The sequence below is a fragment of the Paenibacillus sp. FSL K6-1558 genome (assembly GCF_038002565.1).
Lineage (GTDB): Bacteria > Bacillota > Bacilli > Paenibacillales > Paenibacillaceae > Paenibacillus > Paenibacillus polysaccharolyticus.
Map to the genome: position 1 here is coordinate 4,672,699 of NZ_JBBOCV010000001.1, position 22,491 is coordinate 4,695,189.

Sequence of the window (22,491 nt, forward strand, 5' to 3'; positions counted from 1 at the left end):
AAGTGGAGACAGAATTAGAAATAATAAAAACTATTATTAATAGTGATAAATTTACAATTTTTGGAACTGGATCCGTTGCTAAACGTTTTGGTGAGCAATTAAAGTATTGTGGATGTTGGGATAATGTGAGTCATTTTTCAGTTTCTTTATTGAAAGATGACATGGTTCTTTTTGAGGGGAAGAAAGTCGTAGAAATCAAGGATGTTACAAATGATAGTATTGTGATGATAGCTGTGCATAACATCTTTGTTGATGAAATTATAGATAAGCTAAAAAAACTAGGCTTTAAAAGGTTTTTCTGGATTTATCCTCATTTATTTGATCTATGTTTTGGAATACCAAAACATAGAGATGTCGTGCTGAAAGTTGATGAAGTTGTCCAAAGAATAAATGGTTTTTATGTGAATGCTATTTATTACCTGGCAATAGAAAATGTACTTGGAAAAAATAAAGTTGGACGTGAAGTTTATTTGAAATTTATGAGTGTTTTTAGTAGTGAAAAAGCAGCAAAGAAGAGATGGGAAGATTTTGTCCAAAAAATATACGAGTATGAACAAGGAAATGTCCAGCAGAATTATAATATTAAGCTGTCACATAATCATGATATTGTTCTTGATGGTTCACATCGCTTGATGTTAGCCTTTTACTTTAACGTGAGTGAAATAACAGCGGATATGTATAGTTGTGATCTAAAACAATATAAAGCTTATGCTCAGGATATGGCCATGACTGACAATCAACTTAATAAATATTTTTCGCATGATGAAATTCTCCTAATCAAAGAGACAGATAATATATTAAAGGCTCAAAATGTTGACCTAGGGGGGGAGTAATGCGCAGACTGGGGATATTTGTATTTTATGATAAGAGTGGTATCGTTGATGGTTACGTTGAATATATCATTACACAATTAAACAAGGTATTGGATGACCTAATCATAGTTGTAAATGGAGATATTAATGAGGCAGGAGAATGTATATTAAAGAATTATAGTACCCAATTTTATAAACGAGACAATACAGGGCTTGATGCTGGAGCTTACGCAGATGTTATTGTTAATTTGTTGGGGGAAGAGAAGTTATCACAATACGATGAACTAGTATTGTGCAATGATACTTTTTATGGACCATTCGTAAGTTTTGAAGAAATATTTACTTCAATGAAAAACGAAAAATATGATTTTTGGGGTATAGACGGGATAAAGAGAAATTTTTTAAGCTATATTGTTATGTATTTTTGTGTGTTTCGTGGGAAGTTACTCAAAAATGGTGATTTATTTAATTATTTTAAAAGTAATGTATTATTCAAAGTAAACGAGATGGCAGATGCCTTTGCTCTATTGCAAGTAGGGTTATATTATACATTAACTCAAAAAGGATATAAGCCTGGGTTATATACGTATTCAAATGGTTACCAAAGTAAAAGGAACCCTGATATTTGTGTTTTAGAATATAATCTTCCTATATGGAAAAAAAAGTTTTTTTTGAAAGATAATTATACTGATGAGATTTGCGATAAGTTGGTTGCACATTTAGAATCCAAGAAATTATATGATACTTCTTTAATGAAGCAAAATGTAAAAAGAGTTTATGGAGTTGAAATTGGTTCAGAAAAAAAGAAATTCATTGGGACTGACAATGTTAATCAGCCAGAGATCAAATACAGTGTCCCACAGATAACATATGATGATATTAATCATTTTGTCTCGAATCACAGACAAATATATATATATGGTGCAGGTTCCTTTGCTAGGGCTACAGCATTTGTATTTCTTGATAAAATCGAGGATTTCTATGGGTTTATTGTCTCAGATGAAAAAAATAGTAAGGATAGAGATATATGGGGCTATCCCGTTATACAAGCTTCACAAGTTCCACCCAATAGTTCAATAATTGTTGCCTTAAATTATGAACATAGTGTCGAAGTCTTATCATGGTTGGGTAAGAATGAACATTTTTTTTATTTTTGGGATTTAAAATGAGGCATTACATGACAGGGAGTGGACCTTTTGGATAATACACTTAATATAAATTCTGATAACACACATTGTATTCTTCCAACTCGTCATCTGAATGATAATTATGAAAATGAAATATTGAAAAAGAAAGTTGCTGTAGTCATTCATCTGCATTATTCGGATACCTTCAAAAAATATGAAGAATATTTCCGGAATATACCTGAAGAAATTACTATCTATTTTACTACTTCTAATGATGAGTTAAATAAGAAAATAAAAAACTTCTCTTCATACAGGAAAAATTGCAGATTAATTGAGAAGAAAAATCGCGGTAGAGATATTAGTTCATTTTTAGTAGCCTGTCGTAAAGATATCTTGGATCATGAGTTGGTTTGCTTTTTACATGACAAAAAGGAGAAAAATCCTTCAAGTAAGTTGGATGTAGATAAGTGGATTTATAGTCAATGGGAAAATATGTTGAGTAGTAAGACTTATATTTATAATGTGATTTCTTGTTTTAATAAAAATGACCAACTAGGCTTACTGCTCCCGCCAGTTCCGGCTAGTGAGCGTATCAATTTTGCATACATGAATAATTGGAAAAGCAACTATGAGAACACTGTTAGGTTGGCAAAAGATTTGAACTTGCATTGTGATATCAATAAGGAAATCTCACCTATGGCTATAGGAACTGTATTCTGGGCAAGGGTGACTGCGTTAAGGAAGCTCTTTGAACATGATTGGAAGTACGAAGATTTTGATGTCGAGCCATTAGCAGATGACGGCACATTGAGTCATGCAGTTGAGCGAATTTTGGAATATGTTGCTAAAGATTCTGGTTATGAGTGTAAATGGGTAATGACAGAAAGATATGCTGAAGATAGATTGGGATATTTTACATCTGCTCTATCAAAAGCATTCGAAAGACTTCGAAATTCATTAGGTCTTCGATATCTATACGATTTAGATCAATTTGATACTAAGGCATCAGAATTGAAAAGTTTGTATCAAAGACACAAAAGAACATATATATATGGTGCTGGAATTCTGGGAAGGGATTGCCTCCATTCTATGAATTTCATTGATATCAAAATAGATGGCTTTATTGTTTCAGAAATGAGAGGGAATGAAACATTAGTTGAAAATATTCCAGTATATGCTTTTAATGAAATGGAATTTGATAAAGAAACACTGGTAATTGTGGCTACAAATAAGAAATATCAGGTGGAAATTATTGAGAAATTTAAAACGAATCAGCTGACTGCCAATACTATTTATAATTGGTTTTCATATTAATTAATTTATGAAAAGTTGCCTGGAGCAGTAGCGAAAGGAATGTTAACTTAACATGGATGAGAAAAAGTATAGATTTAGTAATAATAAATTTAATGTTCAGACTTGGGGAGAATTTAATAGTATTAAAACAAATAAATTGATATTTATATTCGGTGCCGGCTATGGCGCTGATTTTTATTTCCAAAATCATTCAGATGATATTGTCGGTATAATTGATAATGACGAAAGTAAGCATGGACATCGAATTGATTTTTTTGTAGATGAAATTTCATTGAAGAGATGTAAAGAAAAGAAAGTTTTAGATGTGTCCGTATTAAAGCAGTATAAGAATGATAATTTAGTTATCCTCATAGCAAATCTTAACGCAGCTGAACAAATTGCAGAGCAACTTGATAGCTTAGGCATAAGTAATTATTACTCGTTGTTAGCCATGGAAGCCATAAAGAGAAAGTCTATTGTTTTAGCTAAAGATCAAATTGTTAACCATTGTTTATTAACAGAATGTACGGATGAAATTGAGTCCAATAAACTTATTTTTTACAGTACGGGTGGTTATTTCGGGCATGGTAAATACATTGCGGAACAGTTGCTAAAGCAGCGTCGTAATCTGGATATTGTTTGGGTTGTTACCGACTTGAAAATAGAAGTTCCTAAAGGCATCCGACTTGTTTACTGGAAAAATAAGAGGAAATATATTCATGAAATGAGAACTGCGAAAATATGGGTGCATGATGATATGGTTCCATTATATATTCAAAAACAATCGGAGCAAATCTATGTACAAGTCAAACATTGGTCCAGTATTACATTAAAAACGTTTGGTTTTGACTTTACAACATTTCGCAAAGACAATGTGGAAATTGAAATGTGCAGACACAATTCAAAAATGATGGATTACATTATAACAGGTAGTAAATTCGACACAGATACTTGCAGAAGTGGATTCGGCTTCAAAGGTGAGATAGTACAGGCTGGATCGTCGCGTTCTGATGTTCTCTTTAATGAGACTAAATACAGACAAAAAGTAAAAAAACACTATGGTTTAGATGATAATAAAAAAATTCTACTATATGCACCGACATTTCGCTACAAACTAGGCGGTTCTAATATACGAGAGCCTTATGAAACAAATATTGATTACGAATTAATAATCGAAAAACTAGTCAATAAATTTTCTGATGAGTGGTGTGTTCTTTTGAGATTACATCCGTTAGTTTCACATGCAAGCAAATCAATAACATTATTGGATTATGTTATTGATGCCAGCGATTATTCAGACAGTCAAGAACTTGTTGCTGCTGCAGATATCATGATTACAGACTATTCAAGTATAATGTTTGAGCCTGCTTATGTTAGGAAGCCTGTATTTTTGTTTGCTCCAGATCGTAAGGAGTATATCAATGGTGAACGTAAGTTGCTAATTGATTATGACACTCTGCCATTCTCAATTGCGGAATCAAATGAAGAGTTAACCAATCATATTGAGAATTTTAATCGAGAAGAATATGTAATTAAAGTCGATGAATTTATGGAAAAGTACGGTGTTCATGAAGATGGACATGCTAGCGAGCGTTCAGCAAAATTTATACTGGATTTAATTGATGGTACAAGGAGTTAAGTGATATGCCTAAAATTTCTGTAATTATGCCGTCATTAAACGTGGCCAATTATATAGAACAATGTATGGAAAGCGTAATAAACCAAACATTAAGAGATATAGAAATTATTGCTGTAGATGCAGGATCAACAGACGGAACTCTTGAAATATTGGAAAAATATGAATCTACAGACAATAGAGTCCGTGTCATACACTCCTCTAAAAGAAGTTACGGCTACCAATTAAATCTGGGAATATCAATAGCTCATGGAAACTTTATTGGAGTTGTAGAAACAGATGACTATATAGAGTCAAATATGTATGAATCTTTATATAAGCAGGCTTTAAAATCAAAGGCAGATTATGTTAAGGGAGGGGCACTGAAATTTTTTGAAAAGAGCGAAGGAGAAACTTACAGCAGAAAAATAGAGGTTTTCACTGAAAAAGAATTTGCACATGATCAAGGCAGAATTTCTGTTAATCCGAGTGTAACACCTGAGCTTATTCTTAAAGATTATTACTTGTGGACAGGTATATATGAAAAGAATTTTATTAAATCTATAAAATTAAATGAAACTTCTGGGGCTGCTTATCAAGATATCGGTTTTCTTTTTCAAACATTTTGTAAAGCAAAAAAAGCAGTTTATCTAGATGAAATATTATATCATTATCGTCAGGATAATCCAGATGCTTCGGTATATAATCACAAAGCTTACCAATACTTAATTGATGAGTATCAATATGCAGATTTTTTGCTTCAAAATCAAGGACACATGTGGCGTACATTGAGCTACTGCAAACTGTTTCGTCAAACTAATCTACGAATAAGATTAATGGCAATTTCGGGAAGTGTTTGGGATTCCGCAATAATAAACCTGCAAGTTATTTCTGAACGATTGAAACAAGAAATATTTCAAAATAGTACAGCCCCTCAACAATTAACAAGTAATGAATGGTTAGAGTTGAATTTATTGATTAAAAATCCGATAGAACTATATGATTATCATGCGAAGATCGAAACTGAAAGGCGTAATGAATTTTCCTTTTTATTGAGCAAGTTGGCTGTTGCTCAACAAATTGTCGTTTTTGGATCGGGTTACTTAGGAGAATTCGTTCCGTTTTTGCTTGAATTAAATGAAATAGATACTATCGAAGCATACTGTGATAACAATTCTAACTTGTGGGGCAGTTATTTACATGGTAAGCCTATAATCTCACCGGAGCAATCTATTAGGGATTACCCACAGGCAGTATATATTGTTGCCAACAAGGCTCACCGTAAAGAAATAGAGAAACAATTAATAAGCATGGGTATTGCCGATGATCATATTCTTGCATATACCTTAGGTGTAGATAATTTATTATTAAGTAAAGCGTATTTAAAAAATTATTGATTTAATAATGATTTCAAATTTTTCAACGAACGGAGCTACGTTATGATTAACGGCATTCCTCATCCGTTAAATGAGATCGATGCGGATATAGGAGCATACATCCATTCGAATCCTGATAATAATTTTGTAGATGTTATTCGAAAAGATCAGCGTCTGGAGGTAGCACGCTACCTAAGCGATATTCCAAATAGTTTATTCGCATGGTACCCATTTGAGAGCACTTCGAACGTATTGGTGGTCGGAGGTTCATTTGGTGCTTTTTTAACGAACATATGCAGACGAACTCAAAACACTATTGTTGTGGAAAAGGACGGTTACCGTGCGTACTTTCTTCAGAAGCGTATGAAGGATATTATGAATCTCAGTGTAATACATTGCGATGTGATGGATTTTCAAAAAAAGGAATCCGAACAAGTCTTTGATTATATCATTTGGGCTATCGACGAAAGCGTTGATCGTTTACGTGAAAAAGACTATGAAGCTTATTTTTTAGCGATGAAAAGTATGCTTTCTCCAAACGGAAAGATCCTTGCTGTAATTCCCAATCGCTTTGGTGCTCGTTTTTTTTGTGGAGAAAGAGACGCCGAATCAGACTTGCCGTTTGAAGGAATTACTGATAATCACTCTGGTACGTATCGATTTACCCGTAGCGAACTCCTTCATTTTCTTGATGAGCTGAGTTTTAAATCTGTAAAGCTTTATTATCCTTTTCCTGACTATAGAAACCCTCAACTCATCTACACAGATGACCATCCGCCAACAGAGGATATTTCAGAACGTTTGAAGTCATATATCTCCAAAAACGAAGAGAGAGTCCTAAGCGAGAGAATCTTGTATCGTAAGCTCGCTCAAAATAATGTACTGACTACTTTTTCAAATTATTTTATTGCTGAGTGTAGTAACTATATGAATCACACTGATATACTATATTCTGCCATTTCTTCGGAAAGAAGTCGGGATAGAGCTTTTGCGACAGTGATCTGTAATGACGATAAGGTGAAAAAGATACCTATATATAATGAAGGGTTATCCGGGCTTGAAGAGTTGAGACAAAATGCAAAAGAGCAGCATGAGAGAAAAATACCCTCGCTTAATATTACAATTGAGAATGGCATGGCAGTTATGGATCGGATCAAGGCTCCGACATTATCAAACCATTTAAGAAAACTGATCAATGATCGTAATAGACAAGCAATCTTGAATTGCCTCGACATGTTATACAATCACATTCTTAACTCATCGGAGTATACCTTGGAGAATTCTTTTGCAATTATGGCTCCTCATGAGGACTGGGGACCTGTATTAAAGAAGGCCTATATTGAAATGATTCCAGTGAATTGTTTCTTTCTGGATGGGGAATTATTGTTTTTTGATCAGGAATATACCATGAATTATTGTCCGGCAGGATATGTGATGTTCCGGGCTGTACATGATATTTATAATTTTATGCCAGACATTGTTAAACTAATTCCACTTGAAGAAATGAAGGAGAAATATAAGTTAACAAGTCAATGGAATCTATATTTGAAAGCCGAAGACGAGTTGAGCAGAAAGATCGTAAATAAAGATATATATACAGGACGTTCAACATGGATGAATGATCCAGAGTATATTTTTAGAAGCAATAGGAGGACAATCAAATTGAGCAGTGACCGTTCAATTAAACTTTATGATTCCATTTCCGACCTAAACGATAAAAAGCTCATATTATTCGGCTCTGGTAAATATGCAGATTATTTTTTGGATAAGTATGGAGAACAGTATGCAATAGAATTAATAGTGGATAACAATCCCGATTTATGGGGAACTGTCAAACGAGGAATTCCTGTTAAATCCCCCGATGAAGCTGGTCGATTTATATATGGAACATATCGAATTGTTATAGCTGTTGCAAACTATCAACCAATTGTTGAGCAATTAAATGCTATGGGTATTTATGAGGATAGTTATCGTATCTATCAGAAAAGTATGGATGACTTATTGCCATTTTCTATCGCGGATACCCAATCTGACGGGAAATTTAATATAGGATATGTAACAGGAGCGTTTGACTTGTTTCATATTGGTCATCTTAATCTCTTGAAAAGATGCAAGGAGCGTAGTCATTACTTGATTGCAGGCGTCTTAACAGACGAAATTATTGAAAACGAGAAATTCAAGACTCCGTTCATTCCATTTGAAGAGCGTATTGAGATTGTTAAGCAATGCAAATATGTAGATAGAGTTATTCCGATTGATAAGAACAATACCAATAAAATTGATGCTTGGAAAGAGCTTCGTTTCGGTTGTTTGTTTTCGGGAAGCGACCATGAGCTTCATTGGACGAAGCTTCAATCGCAACTTCGTAGTCTAGGATCGGACTTAGAGTTTTTCCCATATACACAGAGTACAAGTTCCTCTATACTGCAAAAAGCAATAAGGCAACAAATCGCAGGTAAGACTCCGTCCTGATGAGGCTATTAGCCCTAGTGAAGTAGGGATGAGTAGCTAGCTATACGAGTTTAATAAGGCGGTGATTTTTATGAAGTATGACTATCTGATTGTTGGTGCTGGCCCCTTTGGTGCAGTATTTGCTTATGAAGCCACAAAGTGTAATAAAACATGTTTAGTTATTGATAAAAGAGATCATATCGGTGGAAATGTGTACACAGAACAAGTGGAAGGTATTAACGTTCATAAATATGGTGCACATATCTTTCATACTAACGATAAGGAAGTATGGGACTATATTAATCTTTTTGCAACATTTAATCGCTATACGAATTCGCCATTAGCCAATTTTAATGGAGAGATTTACAATCTGCCTTTTAATATGAATACATTCTATCGGTTATGGGGAGTTGCTGATCCGTTAGAAGCTGAAAAGATAATAGAGCAGCAACGATTGAAATGTGACGAGCCTAAGAATCTAGAAGAGCAGGCGTTATCCTTGGTTGGCCGTGATATTTATGAAAAGCTGATTAAAGGTTATACGGAAAAACAATGGGGGCGTGCTTGCAAGGATTTGCCCGCGTTCATAATTAAGCGCTTGCCCGTTCGTTTTACATGGGATAACAACTATTTTAACGATCAGTATCAAGGAATACCTATGGGTGGATATACACCAATCATTGAAAAGTTACTGGAAGGTAGCGAAATTAGATTGAATACGGACTATTTTACACAAAGAGAATACTTCGAAGGCATTGCTACAAAGACAGTATACACGGGTATGCTTGATGAGTTCTATAATTATCGATTCGGTGCACTTGAGTATCGTACACTTCATTTTGAATCAGACATATTGAATCAACCTAATTTCCAAGGTAATGCCGTTGTGAATTACACAGATGAGACCACACCCTTTACCCGCATTATTGAACACAAGCACTTTGAGTTTGGTACTCAGCCTAAAACTATAGTTACACGCGAGTATTCCAAAGAGTATAAACCGGGAGACGAGCCTTATTATCCGGTTAATAATCAAAAAAATAATGTAAGTTATTTAAATTATAAGAAGCTGGCTGATCAAGAAGAAGATGTGATTTTTGGTGGCAGGTTAGCTGAATATAAATACTATGACATGTGGCAGATCGTTAGGAATGCTCTGGATACGGTAAGAAAAGAATTAAACGAGGTTTAGAGCTCAACGTTTCGAATAGTACTAGGGGAGTGGATTTCTTGGAGATATCATTAACGGGGGTTGCGGGACTGAAGATAAGAGCCGGTGATGGTTTGCAAGAGTTAGGACATCCTGAAATGCTGAGCACACCTTTTTTTTATATGGCCGCGCCTGGAGACAAATTGCTGCTAAAGGATTGCGAGTATAAATTCAATGTGGCTACTTATGCAGCAGACGTACAGGATCGTTGGATATATACGTATGATTATGCACCGGATGAGAGCTGGACCGTTTACCAAAAAGATTTGAGTGGTAGCAGTTATAGACAAGAAAATTACGAGTTTACGGAACACGTTTATTTTCGTGTGTGTCTTAGGAAAACGAATGGGGCAAATTTCGAAAATTTTGAGGATATCAATCGTATCCTTTCTTTTATAAAAACGGAGATTACTCCACCTGAAACAAAAATGTGGATCAACAATGAAGTTGAACGTGTTTCAAAGTCTGTTAACAATGTAAGGGGAGAAGGGGATATTCCCTTCCTATTACTGACTGATACACACTATACGGTAAATGGTACTTGGAACGACACTTCTGCCTCGATCCAACAACTACATGCAGCCTTAGGCCTCAGAGGGATTATTCACCTCGGAGATTTCACGGATGGCATGACTTCTCGTGAAGTGAGTCGTCATTATGTAGAACAAGTTCTTGGAGACTTGAAGAAGAATGAGATACCTTTATGGGTGACACTAGGGAATCATGACACAAATTATTTTGGGAATAATCCCGAGCCCTTTTCAATTGAAGAACAATGTGATCTTTATTTAGGCCGAAATGAGCCACGTTATTCCGTTGATTTTGAGCATCCCAAACTCCGATTTATATTTTTAGATTCGTTTGACCCCAATGAGACGTTGCGTTACGGATATAACGAAGCGTGCATTCAATGGCTAAAGACACAACTAGATCATACACCGGAAGATTGGAAAACGATCATTTTTTCACATCTTACACCTACTAGACGATTACAGTATTGGGCTAAAGAAATACGAGGCGAGAAAGAGCTAATGGATCTATTAAAATCTAATGCGAATCAAATTTTAGCTTTTATTAATGGGCATAACCATGGTGATTTTCTTGATAATGAGGAAGGTTTCCCTATTATATCCATAGTGAACTCTAAGTGTGAAGCATTTCTGGAATATAAGCCGACTGGCTTCATCACCCCTGATCGAAAACTCGGTAATGCTTCACAAGAAGCTATTGATATCATGCTAGTCAATCCAGAGCAACAGCAGATCCAATTTGTAAGGTTTGGTGCAGGTAAAGATAGGATTGTTGCACATGGAAAGGCAGAGTGGACTAAATGAAAATATGGGGCCATCGTGGAGCTTATTCTTCTGCACCAGAGAATACACTCATTGGTTTTCAAGTTGCAGCCCAACTGGGGATTAATGGAGTAGAACTCGACATCCAGCTTACCAAGGATAACGAGGTTGTTGTCATTCATGACGAAACCGTTGATCGAACTAGCGATGGAAGGGGATGGGTAAAGGACTATACTCTATCTGAAATTAAAAAGTTGAATTTCAATAAATGTCAGAGAAGCAAGCCACTCTTTATGGAAATACCAACACTAGCAGAAGTATTGAAATTATTGTACCCGACAGGATTGACTATTAATATTGAGCTGAAAACAGGCATCATTTATTATAATGACATTGAGCGTATTTCATTAAAACTTGTTGAGAATTACAGCATGTGTGACAGAATAGTATGGTCGTCATTTAATCACTACTCGGTCCAAAAAATAAAACAGCTTGAACCTTTAAGTAGGACAGCGTTGTTATGTGGCGGAGGAGTATTAGTTACAGGAGAACAATGCGAAAAAGTTGGCGCAGAAGCATTGCACCCGAGTGTTCATATGCTACATCATCCATCGCTTGTGAAAGATTGCCACGAACGGGGAATACTAATCCGTCCTTGGACTGTAATAAACAATGAAGAACTACAGCTTGCACGGGATTTAGGTGTAGACGCAGTAATAGTTAATAGAATTGATTGGGCGAAGGATGTTTTAACACATGGAAAATGATAAGCAACCCGATAAGAAAAAAAAGGGGCCACTTTCCCGAGAAGATTTAAGAGCAGTTCAGCTTGTCCAGCTTGAAATGTTAGAGGAAGTGGACAGAATCTGTCGATTGCATCACATTAATTATACGATGATTGGAGGTACCATGCTTGGTGCCATCCGTCATAAGGGTTACATACCTTGGGATGATGATGCAGATATTGGTTTGCTCCGGAAAGAATATGAGAAGTTTCGCAAAATTTGTGAGACAGAATTAGACCATGATCGTTTTTATTTTCAAGATATGAGGACAACCCCAGGATACAGATGGGGATATGGAAAAATCAGACGTAAAAACACTTATTTTTTAAGGGAAGGACAATCCCATATGCCTTATGAGTCGGGTATTTTTATTGATATTTTTCCATTTGATAATGTACCTGACGGGAAGTTTGCTGCAAAATTGCACAATCTTCACTGTAAGATAATCCGTAAAATATTGTGGTCAGAAGTAGGCAAGCTAACAGAAAAAAATCTAATCCTCCGCTGGATCTATAAATTAATTAACAAAATACCACTTAATTACGTAGCTAATCATTTAGAGCATTTCTCAGAGAGCACTAACCGGAGAAATTATGACCGTGTAAGAGTGATAACCTTTCCCTCACCAGATGAGATAAGTGAGGGCAGGCGTGAGTGGTATGAAAAAACGACAATCTATAAATTTGAGAATCTCAATTTATCAGGTATGAATAGTGCAGCTATATATTTAAAACACAAATATGGGGATGATTATTTATCAATTCCTCCCGAAAGCAAAAGAAAGTCACATCCTGTTTCATACTATAAACTTTTAGATTAGGAAGGTGCAGGAACATCATGGAGAGAGCAATTATATATGGTGCAGGTGCCACAGGAATGTCTGTATATGAGCAGATTAAGAAAAAGGGGCTTTCTTGTTTGGCTTTTATTGATAACGATGTAAGTTTACAAGGAAAAACTATCAATGGAATCCCAATTATTTCCCCAGAAGATATTGTCAACTTTGATTATGATAAAATCTATATTGGTACAATTATGGATATTGAATTATTAAAGCTAAAACTTATAAGCATGGGTGTAAATGAAACTCAAATCGACGATAGTTTAGTATCGCTTTCGTATAAGGCTCGAATCGCTTTTTTGAAGTCACAAGCTGAGATATTTAAAGACAGAGGACTAGTAGGCTCCTGTGCGGAGTGTGGCGTGTTGAGTGGTTCTTTCGCGAAAGTAATTAATGAAACGTTTCCTAATCAGTCTTTATATCTGTTTGATACCTTTGAAGGATTTGACCAAAGGGATATAGGAGTAGAATTAACAAACGGTTTTTCCAGTTCGTTAGCGGGTACATTCGGCGGACTTACATCTCTTGAATCTGTAATGAAATCTATGCCTATACCGAATAAAATAATTATTAAAAAGGGATATTTTCCAGAAACTATTGAAGGAATTGAAGATACATTCTTATTTGTAAATTTGGACTTTGATTTATATAAACCAACTTTAGCAGGGTTGGAGTTTTTCTATCAAAATCTCGTGAATGGTGGAATTGTACTGGTCCATGATTACTTTTCCACACGTTTTAAAGGAGTTAAACAAGCAGTTGATGAGTTTTGTGATAAAAATTCTATATTTCCCATTGCTATCGGTGATAATTCCAGTGTAGCAATTATAAAGGGTATTCATTAAAATTTAATTTAGTTAAGTTAGACTATTAAGTCGTATTAGATAAACTTATTCCTTATTTAGGAGATTAATTAGTGAATAAACTTAATGATTTGCAAGTCGTTGAACTGGATATCCTTAGAGAATTCATGAAGGTTGCACAGCGTGAAGAGCTAACGTGGTTCGCCATGTTTGGAACTCTTCTCGGTGCAGTGCGTCATAAAGGATTCATCCCGTGGGACGACGATGTAGATATTGCTTTGCCACGTAAAGAATATGATCGTCTTCGGCTTTCACAAAACTGGTTTGATGAACCTTATTTCTTGCAAACGCCTCAAAATGACCCGGCTGCCGCTCCACATTTTATGAGGCTGAGAAGAAGTGATACGACGGTTCTCTCAGGCTTTCCTAACGGTTATACACGTGGTGGTCACATGGGAGCCTACATTGATATTCTTCCTCTGGATGATATGCCAGGTGGCGATGTCGCAAAGCGTGTTCAAGAAACTGTACTTAAGATGCAAGTTCAGTTATATGCTTCAGCTGCTCTTGATGAATGTCAGGGTGAAGAGATGTCACCGGGTAAAGAGGAATTTTGTTATGCTGCCGGCGGAATAGCTGGTCAATACGATTTTATAGTAGATCGTTATGAACGTTTCTGTTCAAAATATGAAAATCAATTATATTATGCCGTTCCCGTAGTAATGGGTGAGCATGGCAGAAGAGTATACGACAAGCAGTGGTTTTCAAAGAGCATAGAGTTAAATTTTGAAGATTTAATAATTCCAGTGCCTGTGGGCTATAAGGAAATACTTATTGCATCTTATCCTGGGGGATTATACGAGCCAGATGCCAGGGAGCGCAAACCGAAGCATATTGATCATAGTATTGTGGATATGGGCCGGTCTTACAAAGAATATGTTCGTCCCTATACTGACATGCTGCGCGATATTAAAAATAAAAAAGTATATATCTTCGGTGCTGGCGATAGCTTGCGGATATGGATGGAGCGTTACAGCAAAGGATTGAATGTGGTATGCGCTTTTGATAACCGTAAAGCCGCATGGGGGAGTGTAGCATATGGTGTACCAGTACGGTCTCCTTCCGAATTATGTGCGTTAATGGATGAGAATTCACGGCTGATTATTGCAAGTATCTATCATAAAGAAATAGCCGAGCAGCTTGAAGAAATGAATATATCTGATTACTATTTTTTTATAGATGGCTTAAAATATTAGAAATTGGAATAAGGATTATAAAAAAACTGCACCTCCAATTGGTAGTTGTGTCTAACAATTGGGGTGCAGTTCATATCCTTGGCGCGGTTTTTGCCATAAGTATTAATATACCTTCACGTTTATTCCAAGCACAGACTTGTTCTGCACCGAATTACCAGATAAATATACTTTTTTCAGCTTGGGCAGCTTGCTTAAGGTCTCCGCATCGGAAATGGCATTGTTTTCGAGATGGAGTTCTTCAATGGCTTGCCAGTTGCTCATAAAATCAAGCGAAGCCAGGTTACTGTCTTGTATGGTAAAGGAACGAAGAGCGGATAGCTTGGAAAAGTAAGGCATCATCTGATCCACTTCACTGACAGATGCATTTTTTATGCTAAAATAGGGCTCCTCCAGGGTTAAATGTTCAAGCACCTTGTTCTCCGCTCCTGCCTTTTGTTCGAAATTCAGCCTGCACTCCGAGCATACTAGCGATTTTACCTGCTTCAAGCGAAATAACGCATCACTTTCACTGTACAATGATGAATCATTAATGTTTAGTTTTTGTAAGCGAGATAAACTGTTCAGCGAGCTGAGTTGAGTGATTTCACTGATTTCCCAGAGGGAGAGTTGTTCCAGCTTTGGAAATTTGCCTAGGGCAGCCAGATTTAACTCCCCGCTTCCGCCTCGAAGCGCCAGGCTAGTTGCGGCCGGTGCCTTCAGCCCGGAGAGGAAGGAGCCAGGGATTTCTACCCTTCCTGCATTGGGTAATGTCAGTGCTTCTGCATTCTCGTAATAACCGGACAACGTTAATTCCCGCAATGAGGATAGACTATTTATGGCCTTTACCGAGCTGAGCTTGCTTAACGAAGCCAGGCGCAGTTTGGTAATCGAGGTTTTACCGGCTAACGGTTTCAAACTGGAAAAGTTTAAACTCTCGATGTCTAGCTTCTGTAGAGCAGGCATATTTTGCACAAAGTCGATAGACTTTACGTTGTTCAAATAGGAAAGCTGAAGTTCTTGCAGCTGGGTTAAGGCATATAAAGGCTGCAAGTCTGTGGCTTCACTGTAGTTGATGGATAAGGATGTCAGCCCGGTCATGGATGACAACCATCCCAGTTCATTGACAAAAGTGAGCGACAAAGACTTGAGAGGCAGTTTATTTATCAAGTGAAAATCCGTTATAGACTCATCGACATAGGTAATCGATAGAGAGTTCAGGTTAGGAAATTCCAGCAGTAGGGCTAATTCCTGATTGCTACGAAGCTGGGTAGTCAGGTGCGTAATTTTAGACTTGTCACCAAAGTAGCTGGAAAACGAATTAAAGGATTCGTTAAAAGCGCCACCATAGCTTTTCAGTCCAGACATATGAGCAAACGTGGTTTGATCCGTCTGGGCAATTTCATAGGTTCCCGTCAGATCGAGTGCCGTCAGTCCCGTAAAGGCTTCAAAATCTCGCTGGTCAATCTCCTGTGTGTTCAATTTCTTGTCCTGAGTAACATAAGTGATCTTCTCAGCCTTTTCATCGCTGAAGGGATCGGAGAAGCTATAGGTAAACTGCCATTGGTCACTATCCAGATAATCTACGGTCAGATAGCGCACACGAGCGAGTTCCTCTTCTGTCGGCGAGGCAGATCCTTTATCAAAGATGTCCCGTAAAAAGGAGAGCAGAACCTCGCTTTCCGGCATCTTGCGTACAGGCAGATTAGCTTCTGTTTTTTGAAGCGTGGAACTCGTACTGGAGTAAAAATAAGCACCGATGGCACCCGATAGGATTAACATCAGTATCAGTAATAGCCTTACGGAGACGTTTGGCTTCGGCGCTGCCTTAGGAGGCGTTCCGTGGTAATGATTAATGGTTTGGTCTACATAATAGACATGGTTTTGCTTCAATAAAAGCTCTGTTTCACAATACGGACATTTTAAAACTTGCCCCTCCTTGTATTCAATTCTTCCGTTGCAATTGGGACAGTTTAACGGAATAAATGCCACGGATGCCTCCCCCTTCATGATGATGTTTGTAAGATCATACTGAACTGTTATCTGATTTTATTTAGAGCTTATGTTTGATGAGTCCTTTCCTAGTGACTACTGATGTAGCGTGACTGGCTCACACTATAGTTTATCGTTCTGAAGTGTTACGTTCAATAAGATAACGAAGTTTCACATAGAGAAAGAGCAGGGGGGACCTGCTCCTTTGTGGTCTATTTTTTTATTTAAACGGGGATAGTTATTATGATGATAGCCATCATTTAATAGTCCACTAAGCAATGGATGTGATTGGATGTTTAACATGTACAGGATAGAGGTTATCGCCATGGGTTTTTACAAAAAGACCTTCGTTGGTCAGCGTACTTTTTAATTCCATATCTTTATTTTCATCCGGTGTAAAATGAAACGTTACCTTCTCGGTATCTGCATCAGCAATTTTATTCAGAATATCTTTCATATTGTTTTCATTTAAGCTGACAACATCGAAGAGGTTGATATTGCTGTTTTCCTTCTGATAAATGACAATGACCTTTTCGTTTTCCAAATAATAAATATCATCATTAAACACATTCAAGCAATAAAACATGAAAATGCCGGGAGTGTGGTGGGTAGCCAACCGCTTGGAAACAGGCAGTCGTTGCGACGCGAATTGCCTAATAAGATGTAAATCCTCTGCGTCAGTTACATCTAGTTTCCGCAGGTTTGCAGATTCTAATGGGTTAGCTGAACAATGAAAGTCGATTGAAAATAAATGTTCTTCTAAGGGTTTGAACCCAAACTTAGGGTAGAAATCAAGAACGGAGTCATTGGCGAAGAGGTACATGAGGTCGTACTTGTTCTCGTATTCCTCCAAAATCTTGTTCATTAAACGTGCAGATAGTCCTTTCCCGCGGTAGTCGGGATGTGTCATCACCGTTCCGATTTGAATTGCTTTTTTCTTCTCTCCGTGGATAATCAGTTCAAGTATATTGACAGATGCGTTGGCAACAACCTGATTTCCATCTATAAACGAAAAAGGGATGTATCCTTCGCCCCAGCAACCATGTTGGTACCATTTTTCGAAATGGATATCAAACGTACTCGCAGCGAGTTCGAAAAAACTGTTCCGAAGTGTGTCATTGTTTTTATAATTCTTCATAAAGATTAATTCCTGCATGGTAGGTTCTCCTTAACATTTTCCTTTATGTATATTAATAGGTGCAATTTCACTTACATTTCTACCAGATATTATTCAGCAATAGTTTCTAAATTCCTTCTTTTAACTGATAGAGATATTCAACAACTTTGAAGAAGCGTTAGAACTTCCTGTTTGTAATCACAAAAATCTCAGGCCTTTATGCATGACCAGGTATGTTATAGTGAGGGGGAGTCACTACCATTACATAACAGGTGGGATGTAAGATGTTCTTTTTTGTTATATTACTCGTGTGTTTTATTGTATTTCTGCTACTTACATCGTTCTTCAACAGGAAACATAAAGTGCTGATCTCGTTCGCCAGTGCTCTTGTGGTGAGCATGCTACTTCAGGTGTTGGAGCAATTTTATCTGAGCAGTATTTTGGTGGCAGCGTTTTTGGTGTATTTTATTATTGGAAATATCAGCACGTTCAAAAGTAACCAGTTGAAGCTCAGCTTAGCGATATTATTCAGTACATCAATTGTAACGCTCGTCCTTTCTTTTACATACTTTAATCAAAAGATAGCTCCACCAGATGCCGAGATTCTTAGAGTCATGTTTATCTATTATCCGTTGCTTATTATATTCATCGCGTGTTATGCCTATATGCTTCTTAACCTGTTTAATTTTAAAATATTGCAGGCAACCAATCCGCTCCTGTATATCTTGAATAAAGTTCGTGCGTGGCGGCGGATGATGTACATGTTCTGGATTATTTCACGCAAAGGTTTGGCTCATTTGATTCAGCAGGATCATGCCAAACTGCCATATGTTATTGCTGAGGTACTGGATAGCATGGGTGGTGTATTCGTGAAGTTTGCCCAAGTTTTATCGACCAAAAAGGACATGTTACCTGCAAACTACATCCAAGCCTTCTCCAGTTTACATGATCAGGTGAAACCGCTAAGCCCACAGGAGCTGAAAGCGATTATCGACACCAAGATCGGCAATATGGATGAAACGTATGAATCCTTTGGCATGGAACCCATCGCAGCCGCTTCGATTGGACAAGTTCATCTGGCGAAGCTGAAATTGGCGGGAGAGAAGGTTGTTGTCAAAATTTTAAGACCTGATGTGAAGCAGAAAATGACGGTCGATTTGGATATTTTAATCCAGTTTGTATCATGGCTATCCGAGCGCTCTGTCAAAATCAAAAGCCTTGGATTAATTCAGCTTGCTGAAGGGTTCAAACAGAATTTGATCGAGGAAACGGATTTTGATATCGAAGCCTTGAATACGAATCTGATTCGCAAAGCATTCGAAGAACACAACATTCGTATCCGTGTCCCCGAAATCTATTCGGAGTATTCGACAAAACAGATTTTAACTATGGAATATATCGAAGGAACCAGCTTCACGAGAGCGGTGACAAGCGATGTTTCGGAGAGGGTCATGCACGCATTTTTGGATCAAATTCTAGTGATAGGTATCTTTCATGCAGACCCGCACCCCGGAAATCTGATGCTGACCGTTGATGGAGAGGTTGCGCTGATCGACTTCGGTTCAGTGGGCTACTTAACGGATGAAGAACGAGGTGGGATGTTAAGCTTCCTGATGGGATACAGCAGTCGAGATACGAAAGAGATGGCGGATGGTTTGACACGAGTTTGTGAGGATGGGCATTTGCTGGATGAAAAGTTGATTGAACAGCGTCTGAGCCGACTTTTGTCCGAAGCGTCTTTCTCACCTGACCCGACAAGTGTCATGATGAAACGAATGATGTCCATGATCACAGAGATGGGGATGTCATTAAAACCTACGATTGCCGGAGCATTCAGAGCCATCATTACGTTGGATGGCACGCTCTCATCTGTAGATGATACGTACTCTTTATCCGCAACCAGTCAATCTTACGCAACTTATATGGATAAAGGACAAGTAGTCAAAGAGCGTTTGACAAAGGTCAAAGAGCAGATTACGGACTACATTCCGAAGTTATTGGAACTGCCTATTCTGAAGGAAAATAAAATTACGATTGCCCGTGAGGAAAATCATTCACTACATGATTTTATGGGCACATTGACAGTGGGTATATTCACGGTAATCTGTATGGTCGTCATGCTTGCTAGCTTTGTGGTGCAGGGGGAAGCGATGCGATTTTTACTTGCTCCGTTATCCATATCTGGTTTTGGCGTAGGCATGATCATATTGATCGTGGCTGTAATTAAACAGTTGAAACCGAAGGTGTAGGAGACGATGGATAGGCTTGAACGCAATCGAAATGAAGATGGCTCTTTAAAGAATCCTAATGCCTCACATAAGTATCCCCGCGAAAAGTGGTTAGTAACTTGTTAATCCTGTATCGATGGCGTTCTATATATAAATGCCATAAAAAAACAGGTCATCTTATAGATGACCTGTTTTTTGTGCGTAATCGGACATCACGTAAAGATATGTTAACTTCACATGAACCCGTTAATCTACAGTAAAATGTACCACAGCACTGTACAACATTTTGTTCCGAACAGGATCAAACGTAACTTGATGCTGAACTAACTTTACACGTAAAAGGAGGGCTTTGTTCACGCCCATTCGTTCATCGATCGCTCGTTCCAGTTCCTGAAAGTCATAAGCTTGAAGGCATTCAACCTTGTCCTTCATGATATCTAATGAAATTTCCATATGTGATGTAGACCTCCACTTTATATGAATGTTAATAATGAGCTACCCGAGTTTCATTGTAGTTGAGCCTCTGGGGATCAGCAAGTGAAAACCAGTGAAGCTGAATGTGATTATTTTATTTTAGATAAATTCATTTTGGGAGGAATGGTTCCGAGCATTCTTGCGATTTTCGTAATCTGTCCTCGATGATGAAATTCATGGGTGGTGCAATGGGTGAAAAGCCATAATTCGCTTAATTCAGCGGTTTCACTCATCCAACTGGCTTGAATGTCTGCGTCCCAATTGTCTTTGAAATGATGAAGAAATTCATCTACCAGTAAATCTGTCTTCTCGAATAATGCACGCATTTCCTGTACGTCTCTGATGGATTCCGGCTTTAGCTTGGGAATGCTTTGTCCAAGACCACGAACACCTAGCCATACACGATAACAATCCGAGACATGAACATGCAGGTTGCGGATGGATTCCCCACCTAATGCATCAATCGTTTGCGAGTAAGCTGCAGGGGGCATCGTCTCACACATTTGGAAGAGGGACTCTCTCGTTCGTTTAATCATTTCATATTGATTCGTTAGTATATTCATTTTCATTAATCTCCTTTATAAGCGAATAACGATTCGCTTTTTTAATTAAAGACTAAAAGTGTCTATAATATCTTTATTATATATTAATGTCAAATATTTTCAAGTTTACAGGAGAAGTATGCTTCGTTCAGGGGTGTGATATAATTGAGCTACAACTGATTGGCTATTTCGGGATAAATAATTTCCCTAGTATGTATAGAGAGGTTTTGGATATGACGAAAGACAATTTTTGGCGTGAATTGCCACGACCATTTTTTATACTTGCGCCGATGGAAGATGTGACCGATGTGGTGTTTCGGCATGTCGTCAGTGAGGCGGGCAGACCGGATGTGTTTTTTACCGAGTTTGCGAATACGGAAAGTTATTGTCACCCGGAGGGCAACAAAAGTGTGCGCGGGCGGTTAACGTTTACCGAAGATGAGCAGCCGATCGTGGCGCATATTTGGGGAGACAAGCCGGAGTTTTTCCGTGAGATGAGCATTGGCATGGCGAAGGAAGGTTTCAAAGGCATCGATATTAATATGGGCTGTCCTGTAGCGAATGTAGCGGAAAATGGCAAAGGAAGCGGCTTGATCTGCAGGCCAGCTCTTGCCGCGGAGATTATCCAGGCGGCAAAAGCCGGAGGCTTGCCGGTCAGCGTCAAAACAAGACTTGGTTTCACCGAGGTCGATGAATGGCGCGACTGGTTAACTCATATTTTGCAGCAAGACATCGTAAATCTGTCCATTCACCTGCGCACAAGAGAGGAAATGAGCAAGGTGGATGCCCACTGGGAATTGATTCCCGAGATCAAAAAACTGCGGGATGAAATCGCACCGAATACACTGCTAACCATTAATGGGGATATTCTCGACCGTGAAGCTGGACTGAAGCTGGCAGAGCAATATGGTGTGGACGGCATAATGATTGGACGGGGCATATTCCAAAATCCGTTTGCATTTGAGAAGGAGCCGCGTGAGCACACGACGGAAGAGTTCCTTCATCTGCTTCGGCTGCATCTGGATCTGCATGATCAATACTCGGAGCTGGAACCTCGTTCGTTCAGTCCTTTGGCGCGTTTTTTCAAAATATACGTTCGTGGATTCCGCGGTGCAAGTGAGCTAAGAGGTAACCTGATGAATGCTAAAACAACCGCTAAAGTACGTGATTTGTTGGACGAATTTGCAAGGAATGATCAGTCAGTTACAGAGGGGAACAGCATATAAAATAGTTGCATGATCACAGTAAAGTTCTGTTAAGTGAATCCTCGATACAAAATGGAACTGCTTGATCGCTATTTC

General features: G+C 37.9%; 18 protein-coding genes. 14 read left to right on the forward strand and 4 right to left on the reverse strand.

All coding sequences use genetic code 11. From position 1 onward, the window contains the following. The first annotated feature begins 2 nt into the window (after positions 1 to 2). From MHI38_RS20355 to MHI38_RS20410, 12 genes are all read left to right on the forward strand, one after another. Entirely contained in the window at positions 3 to 833 is an 831-nt protein-coding gene (locus tag MHI38_RS20355; RefSeq protein ID WP_154891629.1) for a hypothetical protein, read from the forward strand. Next, positions 833 to 1,981, forward strand: a complete 1,149-nt coding sequence (locus tag MHI38_RS20360) for a rhamnan synthesis F family protein (protein WP_154891630.1) — start codon at positions 833 to 835, stop codon at positions 1,979 to 1,981. The genes MHI38_RS20355 and MHI38_RS20360 overlap by 1 nt, the downstream gene beginning before the upstream one ends. A 27-nt stretch (positions 1,982 to 2,008) precedes the next feature. Next, positions 2,009 to 3,253: a rhamnan synthesis F family protein gene (locus MHI38_RS20365; protein WP_186809819.1), complete on the forward strand. Its 1,245-nt coding sequence runs from the start codon at positions 2,009 to 2,011 to the stop codon at positions 3,251 to 3,253. 52 nt (positions 3,254 to 3,305) lie between these two features. Further along, complete coding sequence (locus MHI38_RS20370; protein WP_154891632.1) at positions 3,306 to 4,871, forward strand: CDP-glycerol glycerophosphotransferase family protein; 1,566 nt, start codon at positions 3,306 to 3,308, stop codon at positions 4,869 to 4,871. Positions 4,872 to 4,876: 5 nt separating this feature from the next. Continuing rightward, a complete protein-coding gene (locus MHI38_RS20375) occupies positions 4,877 to 6,244 on the forward strand; it encodes a glycosyltransferase family 2 protein (RefSeq protein ID WP_154891633.1) in 1,368 nt (455 codons plus the stop codon). A 42-nt stretch (positions 6,245 to 6,286) separates the two neighbouring features. Further along, the gene (locus MHI38_RS20380) at positions 6,287 to 8,695 is read left to right on the forward strand and encodes an adenylyltransferase/cytidyltransferase family protein (protein WP_222592196.1); all 2,409 of its coding nucleotides are present in this window, start codon (positions 6,287 to 6,289) and stop codon (positions 8,693 to 8,695) included. Positions 8,696 to 8,765: 70 nt separating this feature from the next. Beyond that, complete coding sequence (gene glf, locus MHI38_RS20385; RefSeq protein ID WP_154891634.1) at positions 8,766 to 9,866, forward strand: UDP-galactopyranose mutase; 1,101 nt, start codon at positions 8,766 to 8,768, stop codon at positions 9,864 to 9,866. Positions 9,867 to 9,904: 38 nt separating this feature from the next. Then, positions 9,905 to 11,218 (forward strand): metallophosphoesterase family protein, encoded by a 1,314-nt coding sequence (locus MHI38_RS20390; RefSeq protein WP_154891635.1) that lies wholly within the window; start codon positions 9,905 to 9,907, stop codon positions 11,216 to 11,218. Next, positions 11,215 to 11,943: a glycerophosphodiester phosphodiesterase gene (locus MHI38_RS20395; protein ID WP_154891636.1), complete on the forward strand. Its 729-nt coding sequence runs from the start codon at positions 11,215 to 11,217 to the stop codon at positions 11,941 to 11,943. The genes MHI38_RS20390 and MHI38_RS20395 overlap by 4 nt, the downstream gene beginning before the upstream one ends. Further along, positions 11,933 to 12,781: a LicD family protein gene (locus tag MHI38_RS20400; RefSeq protein ID WP_154891637.1), complete on the forward strand. Its 849-nt coding sequence runs from the start codon at positions 11,933 to 11,935 to the stop codon at positions 12,779 to 12,781. The genes MHI38_RS20395 and MHI38_RS20400 overlap by 11 nt, the downstream gene beginning before the upstream one ends. Positions 12,782 to 12,798: 17 nt before the next feature. Further along, a complete protein-coding gene (locus tag MHI38_RS20405) occupies positions 12,799 to 13,647 on the forward strand; it encodes a TylF/MycF/NovP-related O-methyltransferase (protein ID WP_154891638.1) in 849 nt (282 codons plus the stop codon). Positions 13,648 to 13,718: 71 nt separating this feature from the next. Beyond that, a complete protein-coding gene (locus tag MHI38_RS20410) occupies positions 13,719 to 14,861 on the forward strand; it encodes a LicD family protein (RefSeq protein WP_341181591.1) in 1,143 nt (380 codons plus the stop codon). Between the two features lie 102 nt (positions 14,862 to 14,963). On the opposite strand, the gene MHI38_RS20415 is transcribed toward MHI38_RS20410, so the two are convergent. Beyond that, positions 14,964 to 16,619, reverse strand: a complete 1,656-nt coding sequence (locus MHI38_RS20415; protein WP_341181592.1) for a leucine-rich repeat domain-containing protein — start codon at positions 16,617 to 16,619, stop codon at positions 14,964 to 14,966. A 481-nt stretch (positions 16,620 to 17,100) separates the two neighbouring features. Further along, positions 17,101 to 17,985, reverse strand: coding sequence for a GNAT family N-acetyltransferase (locus tag MHI38_RS20420; RefSeq protein ID WP_341181593.1), 885 nt, complete (start codon positions 17,983 to 17,985; stop codon positions 17,101 to 17,103). A gap of 245 nt (positions 17,986 to 18,230) precedes the next feature. Here MHI38_RS20420 and MHI38_RS20425 point away from each other — a divergent pair, with 245 nt between their 5' ends. Continuing rightward, positions 18,231 to 20,195: an AarF/UbiB family protein gene (locus MHI38_RS20425; RefSeq protein WP_154891642.1), complete on the forward strand. Its 1,965-nt coding sequence runs from the start codon at positions 18,231 to 18,233 to the stop codon at positions 20,193 to 20,195. Between the two features lie 225 nt (positions 20,196 to 20,420). On the opposite strand, the gene MHI38_RS20430 is transcribed toward MHI38_RS20425, so the two are convergent. Together MHI38_RS20430 and MHI38_RS20435 are read right to left on the reverse strand one after the other, a co-directional pair. Beyond that, positions 20,421 to 20,627, reverse strand: a complete 207-nt coding sequence (locus tag MHI38_RS20430; RefSeq protein ID WP_154891643.1) for a DUF2536 family protein — start codon at positions 20,625 to 20,627, stop codon at positions 20,421 to 20,423. Between the two features lie 110 nt (positions 20,628 to 20,737). Beyond that, positions 20,738 to 21,211, reverse strand: a complete 474-nt coding sequence (locus MHI38_RS20435; RefSeq protein WP_154985197.1) for a DinB family protein — start codon at positions 21,209 to 21,211, stop codon at positions 20,738 to 20,740. A 212-nt stretch (positions 21,212 to 21,423) separates the two neighbouring features. On the opposite strand from MHI38_RS20435, the gene MHI38_RS20440 reads away from it, so the two are divergent. Next, complete coding sequence (locus MHI38_RS20440) at positions 21,424 to 22,416, forward strand: tRNA-dihydrouridine synthase (protein WP_154985198.1); 993 nt, start codon at positions 21,424 to 21,426, stop codon at positions 22,414 to 22,416. The last annotated feature ends 75 nt before the right edge of the window (positions 22,417 to 22,491 follow it).